Source organism: Lentibacillus songyuanensis (genome assembly GCF_039548255.1).
In the GTDB taxonomy this organism is placed as follows: Bacteria; Bacillota; Bacilli; order Bacillales; family Amphibacillaceae; genus Lentibacillus_C; species Lentibacillus_C songyuanensis.
Genome location: NZ_JBCLVH010000005.1, coordinates 152,932 through 170,605 on the forward strand (window position 1 = coordinate 152,932; position 17,674 = coordinate 170,605).

Consider the following 17,674-nt stretch of genomic DNA (forward strand, 5'->3'; position numbering starts at 1 on the left):
CCTTTTTTATTGCCCTTTAGGCTCAAATAAATTCTGCATTTCTTTATGACTTAATAATTCATTAAGAGCCAACATTAACGTCATACGAGCTTTTGGGCCAGACATAGAAGTTAGAATACATCCCTTTTTTAATAATGAGCCCGCCCCAGCTTTCGTACCATAAGAGGGGATAACGCGCCCGTCTGTACAACGGGAGGAAATAACAACGGTGACACCTTCTTGTATTGCTACTTCAATTCCATCTACAAGAGAATTATTAACATTCCCTAAGCCAGATCCTTCAATGACAATCCCTTTTGCCCCATAGGAAATGGAGGCTTTTATATATCTATCATCCATTCCCACAACATATTTTATTAAATCAACGTTGAAGTTGGGTTTCTGTGTATATATTTTCGTTTTCTTTAGCAGCCTTCTTGCAAAATGCACACGGTCAGGATAAACATAACCCAAGGGACCGAATTCTCCTGAATTAAATGTATCGATATTAGTCGTATGTGATTTATAAACCTCACTTGCCGGATGAATAATACTGTTCAAAGCTACCATAACACCCATATCAAACGCACTTTCACTCACGCCAATACGAACAGCATTCAATATATTAAACGGGCCGTCTGTGAACGGGTCTGACATACTCCTCATTGCCCCAGTAAATACTACCGGCCTGTGATCATTGACCATTAAGTCTGCCAAAAACGCGCTTTCCTCCATTGTACCTGTTCCGTGTGTAACAACTATTCCTGTTAATCCCGGATCGTCTTGTAAAATATCATGAATTCTCGCACTCAAATTATAAACTTGTTCCATTGATAACTGACTGCTAAGTACCTTGCTAAAATTCTCAACTTCTATAATTGCATACTCTTCAATACCTGGAACAACTTTAATAATCTCTTCTCCTGCATATGTAGGTGAAGCTAATGAGCCATCTTTTGCAGAAGAAGAGATAGTCCCTCCAACCGAAAGAATACGAATTCGATGTCGCATGGTCATCTCTCCTTGTATTTTAAGACATTAATCGAACCACCTAGGTATTTTCTATAATCGTTTCTGCAAGCATTTAACCCCTTAAGTGACCTTCCTTGTTTATCAGTATCAGATCAACATAGTTTAATTATTTAATCTTGATATAACCTTTAGAAACTTCAAAATTACATATGCATATGCTATAGTAAATTTATACATAAGTAAAATAATATTTTTCTATGTTTATATATAAAATTGTTTTATATATTTTTAGTACATTTAAGTAAAAGGGAGTGCCTTTCTATGAACGAAAAAGATTGGGAATTATTATCTACTTTATTTGATGAGGGAACAATTACTAAGACTGCCCAAAAACTCTATATTTCTCAACCAGCTTTGACCTATAGAATAAAGCAAATTGAAAAAGAGTTTAATTCTAGAATTATAAATCGAGGTAAAAAAGGAGTATTTTTTACAAATGAAGGCGAATATCTAGTAAATTATGCTAGAAAGATGATTAAAGAATTAAGACAAACCAGGGATGTATTGATAGATATGAAAGATGATATTCGGGGAACTCTACGAATAGGGATATCAAGTAACTTTGCTCTTTACCAGCTTCCATTATTATTAGAAGGGTTTCTTAGAAAATATCCAAATGTAGAAGTTAGTTTAACAACTGGATGGAGTTCCCAAATCCATGAGTTGTTACACAAAGAGGATATTCATATTGCAATATTAAGAGGAGAACATAGTTGGCAAGGAGAACAAATAGTTTTAAGTACAGAATCATTATGTGCAGCTTCTAAAGAGAAATTTAACATAAATGATTTACCAAATCTTAATTTAATAAAGTACCAAACAGATTTTCATCTAAAAAATACCTTTGATGAATGGTGGAAAAATACTTTTCACGTCCCCCCCAAAGTATCGATGGTAGTTGACAAAATTGAAACATGTAAAGAGTTAGTAAAAAAAGGCCTAGGTTACGCTTTTTTTCCAAGTATATGCCTAAGAGAAAGTGATAATATATATACAGTTGATTTGGTAACTAGCGATAAAAAAATCTTAAGAAAAACCTGGCTACTATATCGAAAAGAACTGCTAAGTTTAAATGTAATCAATGCATTTGTTGCATATACAATAGAATTTTATTTGCATGGTGAACAAATGTCTAAAAGTTACTAAAATGTATTTGAGGAAAACAGCGGTTTTTCCTCCCTATTATTTCTTCAATGGTTAGCCGTTTACATATGTGTAATCACATCTAAAATGACGTAATTACATCGAAGGCAATTTCCCTGCCTAATAGGGAATATTGGTAAATGTAAGCAGAATTTATAACACGACTACCACTTTTGTTATTATTGTTAATGATACCTCCTACGTTCACCATACGACAAAATCCAGAAAGTGACAGTAACAACAGTAACATCACTACAAATCTAAACTCCGTTTAAAAAAACCTCCTTAGATTTTAATTTTCCTTGCTTAACCATCTGTTTACTGTTGCTATTTCCCTTCCCGCAATATTTTTTCCTTAGCTACATTTCCTCTCTCTTAAATGTAATCACAAAATCATTTCTAAGATACTAAATTTCACACGATCTAGTGTTAGCTCTAACATTATAAATATTTTTTATAGATAACAATATAATTAATGTATTTTATCTATTAAAAACATGCATTTATACTAATTATAGCTTTACTGCACATTAAGTTGCTTTAAAAGGTTTCGCGAGAGAAGTAATGAACCCCTTCAACTGTTAAACGTTAGCGTAGTTGAGCCAAATTTCGTTATTAAGAAATCATCCTTTTCAGAAATAAATTATCTTGAAAGGAGTTTAAAAATGGAAACCGATGTTTTAGTAGTAGGCGGTGGAAATGCTGCCCTTAGTGCCGCATTATCAGCCAGCGACCAGGGTGCAAGTGTGTTAATAATCGAACGTGCCCCTAAGTTTTATCGCGGAGGGAATAGCAGGCACACACGAGACTTTCGAGTTATGAATATCAAAGGAAATGACTTCATGATAGATTCTTATACGGAAGAAGAATTTTTGGATGACTTAAGGCGTGTAGCTGGTGGTGAAATAAATGAAGAGCTTGCTAGGTTAGTTGTGCGCAAGTCAGAAGATCTTCCTGAATGGTTAAACAAACAAGGGATCGCTTGGCAACCGACATTATCTGGAACACTACATTTAGCTCGAACGAACATATTTCAACTTGGCGGTGGAAAAGCCATGATGAATGCTTATTATCAGAAAGCTCACGAAAAGGGTATAGAAGTCTGGTATGAAGCAATGCTTGAGGATATGATGATTGAGGATAATGAATTTAAAGCTGCCAAAGTACGTAGAAAAGACTCAACTGTAACAGTTAAGGCAAAATCTATAATTGTAGCATCAGGTGGTTTTGAGGCAAATCGGGAATGGCATAGAAAATATTGGGGATCAGCGGCAGATAACTTTATTATTCGTGGTACACCGTACAATCAAGGGAATGTTCTAAGATTACTGCTTGACATGGGTGTTGCTGAAGTGGGGGAACCAGATGCATTCCACGCTGTCGCAGTTGATGGCAGAGCCCCGAGTGAAGACGGGGGAATTGTAACAAGATTAGATAGTGTTCCTTTTGGAATCGCGGTTAATAAAAATGGACACCGTTTCTACAATGAAGGCGAAGATTTCTGGCCTAAGCGATATGCAATATGGGGCGGTTTAATAGCAAGGCAGCCGGATCAAGTAGCGTACTCTATCTTTGATAGTAAGGTAATGGGCAAGTTCATGCCTTCCGTATGGAAGCCACAGGAGGCTGACTCCATAAGAGAGCTAGCTGACAAACTTGGTCTTGATCCTGATGTTGTAGAAAATACTGTAAATGAATTTAATGATGCCGTTCGTCCTGGAACCTTTAATCCTGGGGAATTAGATGATTGTATAACAGAAGGTTTAGAACCCCAAAAAAGTCATTGGGCAATTAAAATCGATAAGCCCCCCTATTATGCTTATCCATTAAAGACTGGAATTACTTTTACTTACCTTGGTGTAAAGGTTAATGAGCATGCAAGAATCATTATGGAAGATGGAAAACTGGCGGAGAATATGTTTGCTTGCGGAGAAATCACTGCTGGTAATGTACTTAAACGTGGATATTTAGCCGGTTTTGGACTTACATTGGGAGCAACACTTGGAAAAATTGCAGGGAGGGAAGCAGCAAATGGAATTAGACAAGAATCTGTTAGATGATGGAAAACGTCAAATGAGGTTATGTAATGCTTGTCGCTATTGTGAGGCTTACTGCGCAGTATGGCAAGCGATTGAGTGGCGCAGGGATTTCGATGACAATGATATGAAATATTTAGCAAACTTATGCCATGATTGCGGGGATTGTTATTATGCCTGTCCTTTCACCACTCCCCATGAATTTGGTATTAATCCACCAAAGTTATTTGCTAGTTTACGTGAGGAAACATATCAAAATTATGCTTGGCCAAGGTCTTGGGGAAAAGCGCTCGGAGAAAAAATTAGCGGATTCTGGATTGCATTTATTCTAATAACATTCGTATTCTTTGCTTTTATCATCGGTGAGCATGGAATAGCAGCACTATTTCAAAGGTTCACTGGAGAAGGTTCATTCTATCAGTTAATTCCAGAGTACTTAATGACTGGCATTTTCTCAGCATTAGGACTTTGGATGGTCGGTGTATGGTTTATTGGAGCTCGAAGATTTTGGCGTGATATTAGATCATCCAAAGATGAATCGGCTACCTTTAAAGATGTCGTGACCGCAACAAAATATGCAGCAGATCTCCGTAACCTAGGCGGAAAAAACAAGGGTGGTTGTACTGATCAAGAAGGTAAATCTTCCACGAACCGCAGATGGCTTCACCATTTTGTTGGTTATGGTTTCTTACTTACATTTGCTTCAACAACATTAGCAGCATTTTGTGCACATATTTTGCAAAGTCCAGCACCATATTCTGTATTCCATCCAGTGGTACTATTAGGTACAGTAGGTGGGATTGGAATTATTGTTGGTACTACAGGTCTACTTTATTTTAAGCTTAAGCGTGATCCTGAGCTTACTGATGAACAAGCTAATAAATCTGGAGCCTCTTTTACCATGGCCTTGTGGACTGTTGCAATAACAGGGATGCTTTTACTAATTTTACGTGAAACTGTAGCAATGAATGTTTTATTGGTAGCTCATTTGGGCAGTATTGCAGCGTTTTTCTTTACTGCACCTTATACAAAATTTGTACATTTTGTTTATCGTTATTTATCCCTTGTGAATTATGCATACGAGGAACGAGTAGCAACGGCTGAAAAGGAAGTTCAGCATAAGAAAACAAGCTAAAAATATATAAAGTTTATGGGAGTAAGGTGCAAAAATATAAAGTAATGTAAGATTAAAAACGTGATCATAAAATAATTCTCACTTGTAAAAGTGGGATTATTTTATGATCACTTTCGAGAGTTGCGCCTTACTACTAACAAACATGAAAAGAATCTATCATTTAATTCAAAAACTAGTTGGGTTTAAAAAGCAGTTGCTAAGTGAGGCTGAGGCCCTTATCACCATCAATTAATCCCCACTATAGCAGCCAAAATAACAACAATTAACGCAATAATCGGGATAATAATTGTGATAACGGCGATATCCTTATAGCTTTCCTTGTGCGTCATACCAGTAACAATTAACAAGGTTAGAACGGCACCATTATGAGGTAAAGCATCTAAACCTCCCGAGGCCAGAGAAGCTACACGGTGAAAGGCTTCTGGATTCATGCCGGTCTGTTTTGCAATCTCATAATACTTATCACCGAGCGCTTCCAAAGCTATTCCCATTCCACCGGAAGCTGATCCGGTGGAACCTGCGAGTATATTAACGGCAACTGCTTCAGATATTAAAGGACTCCCTTTTATATTCAATAACCAATTAGTTAATATATCAAATCCTGGTACGTTTTTAACCACTGTACCAAATCCAACGGCAGCACTTGTGTTCACGATAGCTGTAATCGAGCCTTCCGCTCCTTCGTTAATTGCCTTCACAAAGTTCTTTATTTTATCCAGGTTAAGCAGAATCAAAAGTACAATTCCCGCTATTAATGCGCTTACAATGTCCCAATCTAAAAAGTTCAAGGTGACTAAAACAGCCAAAAGCGGTAATACAGATAAAACAAAACTAGGGGTTCTGTCTTCTGCTACTTCTTTTTGTTCTTCCTTTGGTTCAATGAACGCTGCTCCCTTTGCTCTTAACTGTTTCTCACGACGTGTTAAATAATAATAACCGCCACCGCCCATAACAATTGACGCAATAATTCCTAGTAGTGGCGTCGCAGTTGGTGACGTGTCAAAATAACTCATCGGGATAAGATTTTGAATTTGCGGTGACCCAGGAAGGGCAGTCATCGTAAATGTTAAAGACCCTAAAGCAATGGTAGCTGGCAATATCTTTCTGCTTATATTAGCCTCTCGAAATAATGATAAAGCAATGGGATAAACCGCAAAAACGACTACAAATAAGCTGACACCACCATAGGTCAGGATAGATGTTGCAATAGCCACTCCGAGTATCGCACGTCTTACACCAATTACTTTTGTTAACGATACTGCGACGGACCTTGCCATCCCCGTACTTTCCATCAGCTTTCCGAATATAGCTCCCAACATAAAGACCGGAAACCATTCTTTTGCAAAATCCACAAAACCGCCCATATATGTATCTTTGTATGCGTCCAGCAAATCCAGACCACCAGTCAATGCAACTACTCCGGCAGCAATCGGTGCAACCCAGATAATGGACCATCCCATATAGGCAAGTATCATTAAAACAATTAATCCTAAAAAAATCCCTAGCATGATATGTTCCCCTCATCGTTGACATTTTTTCCTTTTATGAACCCGGACAGATAATTATCCTATCATCTGTCCGGTACATATTGATGTTATTTTACCCATCTCGTTGTAATCACTTTTTTACGCGTATAGAACTCGATACTGTCTTTTCCGTTTGCATGCAAGTCACCGTAGAATGAGTCTTTCCAACCAGAGAATGGGAAGAATGCCATTGGTGCTGGAACACCGATGTTGACACCTAACATACCTGCATCAATGGTTTCACGGAATTGACGAACGGCACCACCGTCATTGGTGAACAGGCAAGAGCCATTAGCAAATGGTGATTTGTTGGTTACTTCAATCGCTTCATCCAAGTCTTTCACACGTATAATGGATAGTACAGGTGCAAAAATTTCGTCTTGCCAAATTTTCATATCCGTTGTGACATTGTCAAAAATGGTTGGACCCACGAAATAGCCTTCACGTTTCGCATCTTCATCTTCACGTCCATCACGAAGCAATGTTGCGCCTTCTTCTACACCTTTTTCAATGTAGCCAAGGGTCCGTTCTTTATGCTGCTCACGAATAACCGGTCCTAGGAAAATACCGTCATCCATTCCATTTCCGATTTTTGCAGCATTTGCTTTTTTGGTCAGTTGATCCAGGAAGTCGTCCGCTATGGAATCTTCAACGGCAATAACGGACGCAGCCATGCAACGCTCACCAGCTGAACCAAACGCAGCGTTCAATACTTGGGTTGTGGCATTGTCTAAATTAGCATCGTTAAGCACGATTGTATGGTTTTTCGCCCCGGCGAGTGCTTGCACACGCTTCAAATTGTCCGTACCGCGCTTATAAACATATTCCGCAACAGGTTGTGAACCAACAAAAGAAATACCAGCTACGTCTTTATGATCTAATAGTCCATTTACCACGTCATGTGCCCCATGCACAATATTTAACACACCTTTTGGCAAGCCAGCCTCTTCAAACAACTCAGCCAAATGGATCGCGGTTAGTGGTGTACGCTCAGATGGCTTCATAACAAACGTGTTACCAGTAGCGATAGCCATTGGGAACATCCAGCAAGGTACCATCATAGGGAAGTTAAATGGTGTAATGCCACCAATCACACCGATTGGGTAACGGTACATACCAGATTCCAGTCCTGTTGCAATTGATGGTAAATTATCACCCATCATTAGTGTTGGTGCACCGGATGCAAATTCCACATTTTCAATGCCGCGTTGCACTTCACCTTTGGCTTCATTTAGTGGTTTACCATTTTCTTTTGTAATAATTTCGGCCAGCTCATCCCAATGTTCAACAAGCAATTGCTGATATTTAAATAGGATCCGAGCGCGTTTTGGTACCGCAAGCTCTTTCCACGTTTGAAACGCTTCGTTAGCGACCGTCACCGCTTGATCTACTTCTTCTGGCGTTGAAATTGGTGTATATGCGATAATTTCACCTGTTGCCGGATTGTAGACGGGCTCCGTTTTATCGGATTTTGATTCTACCCATTCCCCGTTAATATAGTTTTTCAGTGTTTTTACTACTGTTTGTGTCATTAAGATTCCTCCTACTTTAATAGTTAGCTAGTTTATTCTTATCATTTAACTTGTTCGGTTTCAAACTGATAATCATAGCAAACGCGATATAAATTCTCAATTTCTTCTTTCGTAGGTGACCACGGATTATTACCAGGGCTGCCTGAATCGATAGCGTCTTCGGCCATTTTAGGAATAGCCTTCTCGAACTGTTCCTGGTCCACACCCCATGTTTTAAGGTTTGGTATATTAAGTTTGGTGCATAATTCTTTCACAGACGCAACGGCTACATTAGCAGCTTCTTCATCAGGCATCGTTTCAGCTTTTTCTGAGAAGATTCTGCCCAAATCTGCTAAACGATGAATACAGTCATCTTTACTGTATTCCAGAACTGCAGGTAACAGCATCGCATTCGAAAAACCATGCGGGATCCCAAAGAGCGCACCAATTGGTCGAGACATGCCGTGAACAAGGCAAACCGAAGCATTTGAAAAAGCAATACCGGCTTGCAAGGCGCCAATAGACATATTCTCTCTGGCATCTATATTGTCACCGTTTTCATATGCAGCAAGCAGATTTGCTGTAATACGTTTCATTGCAGATAAAGCCATCGTATCTGTCATTGGATGGGATAATCTGGAAATGTAAGCTTCAATTGCATGGCTAAGGGCATCTACCCCCGTAGCTGCGGTTACCTTTTTAGGTGATGACTTGCTTAACAATGGGTCTACTAGGGCGGCATACGGTAAAAATGCCGGTTGCTTAATCATCATCTTCACATGAGTTGACGTATTATCAATCACGGTGACATCAGTCGCCTCGGAGCCAGTACCTGCAGTGGTTGGTATCGCAATATGTGGAATCGGATCGGTACTAGCCATTTTTTTGCCGCCCATATAATCGCCAATATAGCCACCGTTTGTTGCAAGCACAGCAACGGCCTTTGCTGTATCAATGCAGCTGCCACCACCAATCGAAACGATCACGTCACATGCTTTTTCTTTGAACAGGGAAAGCGCCTTTTCCACATATTTATCGGTGGGTTCTGATTCCACCCCTAGATAAATCTCGCTATCTATCTGTCTACTTTTCAAGTTATCTATGCAGGCGCTTACATTCCCAATCTGTTCCATTACTTTATCACTGATTATTAAAGCCTTTCTCCCTTTTTTCTGTACTTCCTCACCAACTTTTTCAAAAGTACCGCGTCCATAATGCACCCGTTGTGGCATCTGGAAGTATGCATACGTTTCCATTTTTAAAACCTCCTTATGGATAATAAGCATAGGAAAACGTTGTCACTTTTTGTGTAGCGTTTTGACTATGTAGAAAAAGTGTAGCATTATATCTACACTTTTGTCAAATATTGAACTTTTTCAGTTTTTTGTACAATGTTGTCCGGTGCACACCTAACATTTCTGCTGCCTTCGATTTATTACCTCCCACTTTTTCAAGTACAGATATAATAAGTTTCTTTTCCCTTTCGTCTCGCTTGTCTTTAATTTGATCCATAAGTGACGCACCGTCTGTGTCCTGCTCCGCATCAGGCTCCTTCTCTACTGCATATTTTTTTATTTTTTCAGGGAGATGATCAACATCAATTTCTCTTTCATTCGTAAACGACACTAATTTTTCCAGAACATGCATCATCTCTTCTACATTTCCATCCCATTGATACTGCATACATGCAGATACGGCAGTAGATGTGAACGTTTTTGGCGGGACTTGATGATCGTAACAAATCTCTTTTATGAAATGTGACAATAACATCGGGATATCCTCTTTCCGCTCACGTAAGGACGGTATAGCAAGATGGATCACACTTAACCGATGATAAAGATCACTGTTGAATTGTTTCGCGGTTACTTGTTGGGTTAAATCTACTCTTGTAGCTGTAATTAATCGCACATTCAGTGGGTATATTCTTCCATCTTTTAATTGCTTTACCTGTTTATTTTGCAGAACCCTTAGTAGCTTCAATTGCAGTTCTGCAGAAAGAGCATCAATATCTTCGAGAAATAATGTTCCGCTTTCGATAGACGCTAATAAACCTAATGCTTCTTTAGTTCCAAACAGTTTTTCCTCCAGTGTATCGGCTGACATGATACCACAATTGAGTTGAATAAAATCACCGGATGTGAATGAACAAAGATCATGAATGCTTAATGCATACATTTTTTTCCCCGTTCCCTTCTCGCCACTTATTAAAACCGCAGCCTTTGTTTGAGCAGACTTTCTCGCCATCCGTTTTAAATTAGCCGTTGCCTCACTACTCCCAATAATCCGATCCATCGTGTTGCTATAATTCTTTGCTGGGGAAGAGAATGTTAGCCTGTTGCTTGTTTCTGTTATGATTTTTTCCGACTGTAGCCGTTCATAAACATGATATAATTCGGTGACCCCCTCAAATATAAGCATCCCAATAGCTCCAATAACATCTCCATCCTTCCATATCGGAATACGATGGACTACCATATCTTGTCCCTGAATACTTTGCAACACACCGCGATCTGGTATTTTTGTTTTTACAGTTTGGTGCAGATTCGTATTTTCGATGACGTTTGTGACATGACTGCCGATTGCATCCGCTCGGTCTACACCGGTAAAACGACTATATGCCTCATTAAATTCAATTAAAATTCCGTCCTTGTCAACGACTGCAATCCCTTCATATGCGCTTTCGAGAATATTACTTAAAATAGCTGCTGTATTATCTGTTCGGTCTATTGTTTGTATATAATAGGAAAACGCGCGTAACACGTCTTGTTTCTTAAGGATCCCGACCAGTTTACCATCATCATTAACGACCGGCATATCCACAAAGGAAACCGTAAATTCCTCCAATATATTTTTCCTAAAATGAACAGCGCGGAAATAATCAACTATAATATTTGCTATACTGCTATCCTCAGCTGCTTCATACATCAAAAACTTCATCACATCCTGTATGGTTACATAGCCTGTGAGCTTATTTTCTTCATCTACAATTGGCAAGCCATCTAATTGATGTTCGATTATTAATTTTCCGGCTTCCTTTACTGTCTGTGTTTTATTGGCATAAATTGGATTATTAGTCATCCATTCATTTACTTCTAACATTCATTTCTCTCCTTTTTATTCCAAACCAATTCATTTTCCAAAATATTGTTTCATGTTTGTGTAGTGGAAAGCAAGACTCTATATGAATAATGAACAAAGATAACTTTTTGGAAAATGTTTGTTCCATACCTTTTTATTATATCAAATAATGGGCTGTGGATTTTACTTGTTTTAGGGGTTAATTACAATTGGAGCAGCTATAGCTGTGCTTGATATTATTATTGCAATTGCTTACAAAGATTCACAATTTTAGGGAATAGATTATAATGAAGTGTCCGGATTTGAAGATTTATTCTGCAACAGGCAGTAAGACACCCCAACTTATCTTTTTAAAATTTTAACTTAAAATCTTAAAGCTGGAGTCTTACTGACCATTAAGAGCGGGGTAAAGTAACTCGCGCTTCCACAATGATGACAAATAGTAATGTAGCCAAAGCTAAATGATATACCGCCAGTGAAATAGAAATAAACGACAGGATTGTCATGATTCCAACAACAATTTGCAAGATAGCAACCAACAAGGCAAGAATCATTCTTATTTTTAAAGTCCTACTATTTTTAGCCAATATTATGGATGTTATAAACACGATGTAGCATACCGAAATGATAGCCAATAAGCGGTGAATCGTTTGCAGAATCCCCGGAAGTGATGCTGGTAATATGGAATTCCCGCACGATAACCATCCACAAACTAAACCATAATCTTGATGTTTTATATATGCACCAATTCCCATCGTAAGAAGTAACAGCAAAATAAGGGTGTTCAAATGCCATTTATATCTATTTTGCGTCCTTTTTTCAGAATACCCGTCATTTCTCCAATACCAAATCAGAATGCCTAGAAAAATCATCGCAATCAACAAATGGATAGCAATAATCAATGACGGCAGCTCAAAAAAGACGATAAGTGCACCTGCGATTAACTGCACAGAAAGCAAAAATAGCATCCAGTTAGCAGCCTTATTTTCAATCCTGTTATTACTAGTTTTTTTAATTGTACGATACAATACAATCGTTAGAATAAATAATAGTGCTCCAATAACACGATGGCCGAACTCGATAAGCGTCTCCCCATGTAATTCGGGAATAACTTTTCCATTGCAAAGCGGCCAGTCAGGGCCACATCCCATTCCAGATTCAGATGAAGCGACATAACCGCCAAAAACAATTAAAAAATATGTAAGAATTGCGGCACCAAAAGCCAATGTCTTCTTTGTCAAGTACAGCACCCTCCCCTTTTTAAGTGAACATCCTTAGTGTAGCAAATAGCCGAAAAATTCCCAGTGCTCCACATCACTATAAGGAAACAAAATTTTGATGGTTTGGAACTCGTTTATGATCCTGGTTCTTCCCCTAGTGAAGGGGAAATAACGCTAAGAATTCGAACTGGATTCGACGAACTGCTAAAACCGAATCGGATGTTGTGGGCTGGATCACAATTGAGAATACGATCATGCAAACGGATAATAATTCAGATTACATGATCATCTCTATTCAGCTTCACTCTTTAGGAAGCTAAATATCACTTAATGCTTGCATCTTCTTCACTGGATCAAATCCAGAAATCCATTGTTTTAGTGTTAGCTTATAATAGACCCATCAATCTATACACGAAATAAGGAGATATTAAGGTAGATTTATAGGGAAAGGAACAATATTCACCAGCATTTAAATTACAAATCGTGCTAGCAATCCTAAAAGAAGAGAAATCGATTTTTGAAATCGCCTCCGGGCATGGAATTTATACAAACCAGCTTCTGTAATAGCCTAAAACAATAGTTTATCTACCCAAAAATTAGTATAGAGAAATAAAAACAATAACCCATCAACTCTAATAAGTTGATAGGCTATTGTAATGCTTCCTTCCTAATTCGCTTCTGACAGATTCATGAATAACAACCCCTCATAGGCCAATCGAAAATAAGATAATCGCTACGATAACTCCGATAATTGGCACGATAACGGTCATGGCACCAAACGCCGGGTATGCGTCTTTATGCGTTTCACCAGCAATTGATCGGATAGTTGTAACCGCATATCCACCATGAGGCAAAGAATCTAATATCCCGGACGAAAGGGTAACTGTTCGATGGAGTGCATCCGCATCGACACCCATACCTAAGAAGTGTGGGCCGAGAAGTGGTAACGCAATCGTCTGACCGCCTGATGAAGATCCAGTTAACCCAGCAATAACCAACGGCGATAGCACCACCAATTAATGGGCTTCCAGGAATTCCTGTCATAAAATCAACCGCAGTATGAAACGCTGGTGTTACTTTAGCAACTCCACCAAAGCCAACGACAGCAGCAGTATTTCCGATTGCTATTAGTGCGCCTGTCGTTCCTTCACCAACCGCATTCCAAAAATTCCGAAAATAATTTCTGCCGAGCAGCCATGTCCTGTTATTATCTTCCCATTTTTTAACCCATTATAGTTCCGATCACTTGCTTTCCTTCATATTACCATCATATTTATAAAAAGAGCACAAAACCCACCAAAATAAAAAAGCCAAGCATCAGCTTAGCTTCTTTATCCATATTCAAAGTAGTTATTTTTCTTGCTCAAACGCATGCGCATACTGATAAAGTCTTGCTTCATCAAAAGGCGATCCAATCAATTGACAGCCAATCGGTAACCCCGACGCAGCGAATCCACACGGAATGGAGATGCTTGGAAAACCATTAAAGCTCGTCGGTGCCGTAAGCCTCAATAAGGCTGTTCGTACCGATTCCGTTTGCCCACCAAAAGTCACTTCCCTTTGATTTAGATCAGTCGGTAATATCGGGATAGTTGGTGTCAGTAGCACATCCACTTCTTGCAACACATCATGAAATGCTTGTTTGGCAGTATGTCTAAACTGCCCTGCCTGAACATATTCATGAGCTTTGATATCCTTATTCGCCAGTAATCGTTCTCTCACTTCTTTTTCATATTGATCAGAATGCTTTTCCAGCAGCTGTTCATGAACCGTGTAAGCTTCAGCCCTTGAAACAAGCTGATGGGCAGCAAAAATATCGTCCATTAGTGGCATATCAATCGTGGTTAATTCCGCTCCCAAATATTTAAATAAGCTTTTAGCATCTTCTATATTTTCATGAACTTCTTCAGTTAAATGGTGGTTATAGTAAGAAGATGGGATGCCAATTTTAACCCCTTTTACTCCTTCGTGTAAGAATCGAGTGAAATCTTCTGTCGCGGTTTGTATCGAATACGGATCTCGCCTATCATATCCAGCAAGTACCGTGAGCAGCATAGCATTATCCCGAACAGTCTTTGTCATGGGTCCGATCGTATCAACGGTGTAATTTAATGGGTAAACCCCATACTTACTTACCCGGCCAAATGTTGGTTTCATCCCCACGATACCGCAACAAGCGGCAGGAATCCGGATAGAGCCCCCGGTATCCGTACCTAAAGCACCATAGCACATGGAAGTCGCAATAGCGGCCGCTGAACCGGAACTGGAGCCTCCGGAAATTTTGGACGGGTCAAACGGATTTCGTGTCGGGCCAAAATAGGATCGATCCCCAATTGGTCCATAAGCAAATTGATGCGTATTTAACTTTCCAACGATAATCGCACCCGCCTGATGCAACATTTCAACGACAGTTGCATCGAAGTCTGGTATAAAATCCTTATAAATTTCCGACCCCATTGTTGTTTTAATATTCTTGGTGTATATCAAATCCTTTAAGCCAATAGGCACTCCATGTAAGGTGCCTTTCCAATGTCCCCTTGCAATGTCGTCTGCTGCCTCTTTTGCTTGCTTCATCGCATCTTGTTGAAGGACCGAGATAAACGCATTCACTTTAGGATTCTCTTTCTCGATATGCGCAAATAACTGCTGAACGACTTCCACAGGTGAAACAACTTTATTTTTGATCGCATCCGATAATGTGGATAGACTCCATGTTAATAGATTTGATTCCTTGTAATCTTCCATTCCAATGTCCTCCTTGTCATCATCTTAAGAAACAACACTCGCCTTCGTATCGCTTTGTCCTGGTTTAACAAAAATCATTGCGACCATGCCAATTAAAACAGCAACAACCGCGGAAACAAACATGGACGAATAGCCGTAATAAGCAACAAGAAAACCGGTAATTGTCGGCGCAATAATCGTAGCTGTATTGACAAAAAAGTGTGTAATGCCTCCATACGTCCCAGCTCGTGTTGGTGCCGTATCAATGATAACCGACCAATAAACAGTATTCGGTAAAGAATTGAAAGCATTACCGATCATCATTAATAACATAACGACAACAATACTATTCGTAGTTGGGATTAAAACAAAACAAACGGCCGTTAAAAACAAGGAAACAATCGCCAGTCCAGAACGGGCAATTCTTAAGCTGCCAGTTTTATGACGCAGCCAATCCGAAATCTTTCCGCCCAACAAAACGGTGAAACATGCACCAATCCAAGGTATCATGCCCAGATACCATAATGCGCCGATTTCAAAATGGAACACATCCTGCAAGTACTTCGGTGTCCACGTTAAAAGAAGAAAATTAACATACTGGAAGCCGAAATAACCAATTGTATTAAAAATTAACGTCGGGTTTTTAAAGAAATGATACCATTTTAAATGGAGATCTTCCGTCTTGACCGTTTTTTCATTGTCCAGCATTTCAGAGGCACGGATCTCCTTTAATTCTTCCTTTGACACCTTTGGATGCTCCTCCGGCTGATTCGTAAACACCCGTGACCAAATGACAACCCAAACAAGCCCAACAACACCAAGGATAATGAACAGTGTGCGCCAGCTTGTAATGGAAAGCAATCCAACCGCAACCGGCGCGGTCAACAAGGCACCAAGCGGTGTTCCCAAAACACCTAAGGAAGCAACAAATCCTCTTTCTTTCGGTGCAGCCCAGTTTGCATTGGTACGATTAATGGTAGAAAATGTTGGTCCTTCCGCAAATCCAAACAAGATTCGCATCATGCCGAACCCTGCGAGCGCTGAACCACCAAATAAGGCTATCCCTATCTCACCAGCAAATGCCATACCAATTTCAAAGATAGACCAGGCGATTCCTACAAAAATCCAGACAAACCGCGGCCCTTTGCGATCGGCCAGTGCACCACCAAATAATGCACCAAACATGTAACCGTAACCAAAGTAACCTAAAATAGCACCCCAGGCGATATTGCTAAAGCCAAATTCAGCAATGATATCCTCCTGCGCATAAGAGATAGCGCCTCGATCAATATAATTGATAACTGTCATAAAAACAATCATACCGATGATAAAATAACGATAATTTTTCATGTATTATTCCCCCCTGTTGTATCAGACTATTGCCTGTTTTAAAGCTAAGCTATTCTAGAATAACTTTTTATAATCAATCTAGGTATAAACATCACATGGTCTGACCATATGATGAAAATAAAAACTTCTCTCGATAATTTTGAAGAAGTTCTACCTTAACTATTTATAGAAAGTAGTCTAATATACTTTGAATGCGTTGTCAATAATTAAAAAATTGCAAGCAATCTCGCTCGCAGCTCCTTGCTTCCCATTCTGAATAGCATCTACTATTTTTTTATGATACTGGAGTGAATTAGCCTGGATCCCTGCATTTTCTACTACAATAAAGACTAGATTTTTGATTGAATTGTAGAGATCACGCATGACAAGGTTATGGGAAGCCCCTGAAAGGTTTTCATGGAAAGCCATATCCGACGCCACAAATCCCTTCTCATCATTATTTTTAATCGCCTTTTCCATTTGGACTAACGTATCGGACATAGCTTTAATGTCCTCTTTCGTAGCCCGGGTCACCGCCAGACGGGCATGTTCCCTCTCGATCATTTTGCGGGTTTCAAAAAGGTCAGAAAGATTAGCTCCTTGCAGATAAAGCTGGTACATAAGGGATTCCGAGAAAAACGTATGGATATTTTGAGAAATAAACGTCCCTTTTTGAGATCTTTCTACCAATCCCTGAGATTCAAGCACTTTTAATGCCTCTCTTAAAGACGTGCGACCTACCTGGAACATCTCTGTTAGTTCCCGTTCCGGTGCTAGTTTATCACCAGGTTTTAATTTACCATTGATAATTAACTCTTTAATTTGCGTCACAATCAAATCGCCGGTATTCGATCGTTTTATAGGTTCAATCAATGTTCTTCCCCCTTTAGATCCGTGTTTACGTACAATCATTTTTTATCCGTCACATCATGCAGTCTGCGGTAATCGTTACGTGATCGAA

General features: G+C 39.3%; 12 protein-coding genes and 1 pseudogene. 3 read left to right on the forward strand and 10 right to left on the reverse strand.

Features of this window, described 5'->3' with window-relative positions; all coding sequences use genetic code 11:
- Positions 1 to 6: 6 nt before the first annotated feature.
- Entirely contained in the window at positions 7 to 990 is a 984-nt protein-coding gene (locus WMZ97_RS07445) for an asparaginase (protein WP_343271460.1), read from the reverse strand.
- 282 nt (positions 991 to 1,272) lie between these two features.
- Here WMZ97_RS07445 and WMZ97_RS07450 point away from each other — a divergent pair, with 282 nt between their 5' ends.
- From WMZ97_RS07450 to tcuB, 3 genes are all read left to right on the forward strand, one after another.
- Complete coding sequence (locus WMZ97_RS07450) at positions 1,273 to 2,157, forward strand: LysR family transcriptional regulator (protein WP_343271461.1); 885 nt, start codon at positions 1,273 to 1,275, stop codon at positions 2,155 to 2,157.
- A 662-nt stretch (positions 2,158 to 2,819) separates the two neighbouring features.
- Positions 2,820 to 4,214 carry an FAD-dependent tricarballylate dehydrogenase TcuA gene (tcuA, locus tag WMZ97_RS07455; protein WP_343271462.1) on the forward strand — a complete coding sequence of 465 codons (1,395 nt, stop codon included), beginning with the start codon at positions 2,820 to 2,822 and terminating at the stop codon, positions 4,212 to 4,214.
- Positions 4,186 to 5,325, forward strand: a complete 1,140-nt coding sequence (gene tcuB, locus WMZ97_RS07460; RefSeq protein ID WP_343271463.1) for a tricarballylate utilization 4Fe-4S protein TcuB — start codon at positions 4,186 to 4,188, stop codon at positions 5,323 to 5,325. The genes tcuA and tcuB overlap by 29 nt, the downstream gene beginning before the upstream one ends.
- Before the next feature lie 224 nt (positions 5,326 to 5,549).
- Here the strand turns inward: tcuB and WMZ97_RS07465 are convergent, their stop codons facing one another.
- From WMZ97_RS07465 to WMZ97_RS07505, 9 genes and pseudogenes are all read right to left on the reverse strand, one after another.
- Positions 5,550 to 6,833 carry a GntP family permease gene (locus WMZ97_RS07465; RefSeq protein ID WP_343271464.1) on the reverse strand — a complete coding sequence of 428 codons (1,284 nt, stop codon included), beginning with the start codon at positions 6,831 to 6,833 and terminating at the stop codon, positions 5,550 to 5,552.
- An 86-nt stretch (positions 6,834 to 6,919) separates the two neighbouring features.
- Positions 6,920 to 8,383 (reverse strand): CoA-acylating methylmalonate-semialdehyde dehydrogenase, encoded by a 1,464-nt coding sequence (locus WMZ97_RS07470; RefSeq protein ID WP_343271465.1) that lies wholly within the window; start codon positions 8,381 to 8,383, stop codon positions 6,920 to 6,922.
- A gap of 41 nt (positions 8,384 to 8,424) precedes the next feature.
- On the reverse strand, positions 8,425 to 9,618 hold the full coding sequence (locus WMZ97_RS07475; protein ID WP_343271466.1) for an iron-containing alcohol dehydrogenase: 1,194 nt from the start codon (positions 9,616 to 9,618) through the stop codon (positions 8,425 to 8,427).
- 103 nt (positions 9,619 to 9,721) lie between these two features.
- Positions 9,722 to 11,461: a sigma 54-interacting transcriptional regulator gene (locus WMZ97_RS07480; RefSeq protein WP_343271467.1), complete on the reverse strand. Its 1,740-nt coding sequence runs from the start codon at positions 11,459 to 11,461 to the stop codon at positions 9,722 to 9,724.
- A gap of 374 nt (positions 11,462 to 11,835) precedes the next feature.
- The gene (locus tag WMZ97_RS07485; RefSeq protein WP_343271468.1) at positions 11,836 to 12,681 is read right to left on the reverse strand and encodes a COX15/CtaA family protein; all 846 of its coding nucleotides are present in this window, start codon (positions 12,679 to 12,681) and stop codon (positions 11,836 to 11,838) included.
- A gap of 683 nt (positions 12,682 to 13,364) precedes the next feature.
- Positions 13,365 to 13,860: pseudogene (locus tag WMZ97_RS07490) on the reverse strand (GntP family permease); the annotation flags it as partial.
- 150 nt (positions 13,861 to 14,010) lie between these two features.
- Entirely contained in the window at positions 14,011 to 15,405 is a 1,395-nt protein-coding gene (locus WMZ97_RS07495; protein ID WP_343271469.1) for an amidase, read from the reverse strand.
- 24 nt (positions 15,406 to 15,429) lie between these two features.
- Entirely contained in the window at positions 15,430 to 16,734 is a 1,305-nt protein-coding gene (locus WMZ97_RS07500) for an MFS transporter (protein WP_343271470.1), read from the reverse strand.
- Between the two features lie 177 nt (positions 16,735 to 16,911).
- Complete coding sequence (locus tag WMZ97_RS07505; RefSeq protein WP_343271471.1) at positions 16,912 to 17,586, reverse strand: FadR/GntR family transcriptional regulator; 675 nt, start codon at positions 17,584 to 17,586, stop codon at positions 16,912 to 16,914.
- Positions 17,587 to 17,674 lie beyond the last annotated feature (88 nt).

Coding starts and splice junctions, on each gene's coding strand:
- WMZ97_RS07495 (WP_343271469.1), bottom strand. CDS start 15,405: ATGGAAGATTACAAGGAATCAAATCTATTAACATGGAGTCTATCCACA.
- WMZ97_RS07465 (WP_343271464.1), bottom strand. CDS start 6,833: ATGCTAGGGATTTTTTTAGGATTAATTGTTTTAATGATACTTGCCTAT.
- WMZ97_RS07470 (WP_343271465.1), bottom strand. CDS start 8,383: ATGACACAAACAGTAGTAAAAACACTGAAAAACTATATTAACGGGGAA.
- WMZ97_RS07475 (WP_343271466.1), bottom strand. CDS start 9,618: ATGGAAACGTATGCATACTTCCAGATGCCACAACGGGTGCATTATGGA.
- tcuB (WP_343271463.1), top strand. CDS start 4,186: ATGGAATTAGACAAGAATCTGTTAGATGATGGAAAACGTCAAATGAGG.
- WMZ97_RS07500 (WP_343271470.1), bottom strand. CDS start 16,734: ATGAAAAATTATCGTTATTTTATCATCGGTATGATTGTTTTTATGACA.
- tcuA (WP_343271462.1), top strand. CDS start 2,820: ATGGAAACCGATGTTTTAGTAGTAGGCGGTGGAAATGCTGCCCTTAGT.
- WMZ97_RS07445 (WP_343271460.1), bottom strand. CDS start 990: ATGCGACATCGAATTCGTATTCTTTCGGTTGGAGGGACTATCTCTTCT.
- WMZ97_RS07450 (WP_343271461.1), top strand. CDS start 1,273: ATGAACGAAAAAGATTGGGAATTATTATCTACTTTATTTGATGAGGGA.
- WMZ97_RS07480 (WP_343271467.1), bottom strand. CDS start 11,461: ATGTTAGAAGTAAATGAATGGATGACTAATAATCCAATTTATGCCAAT.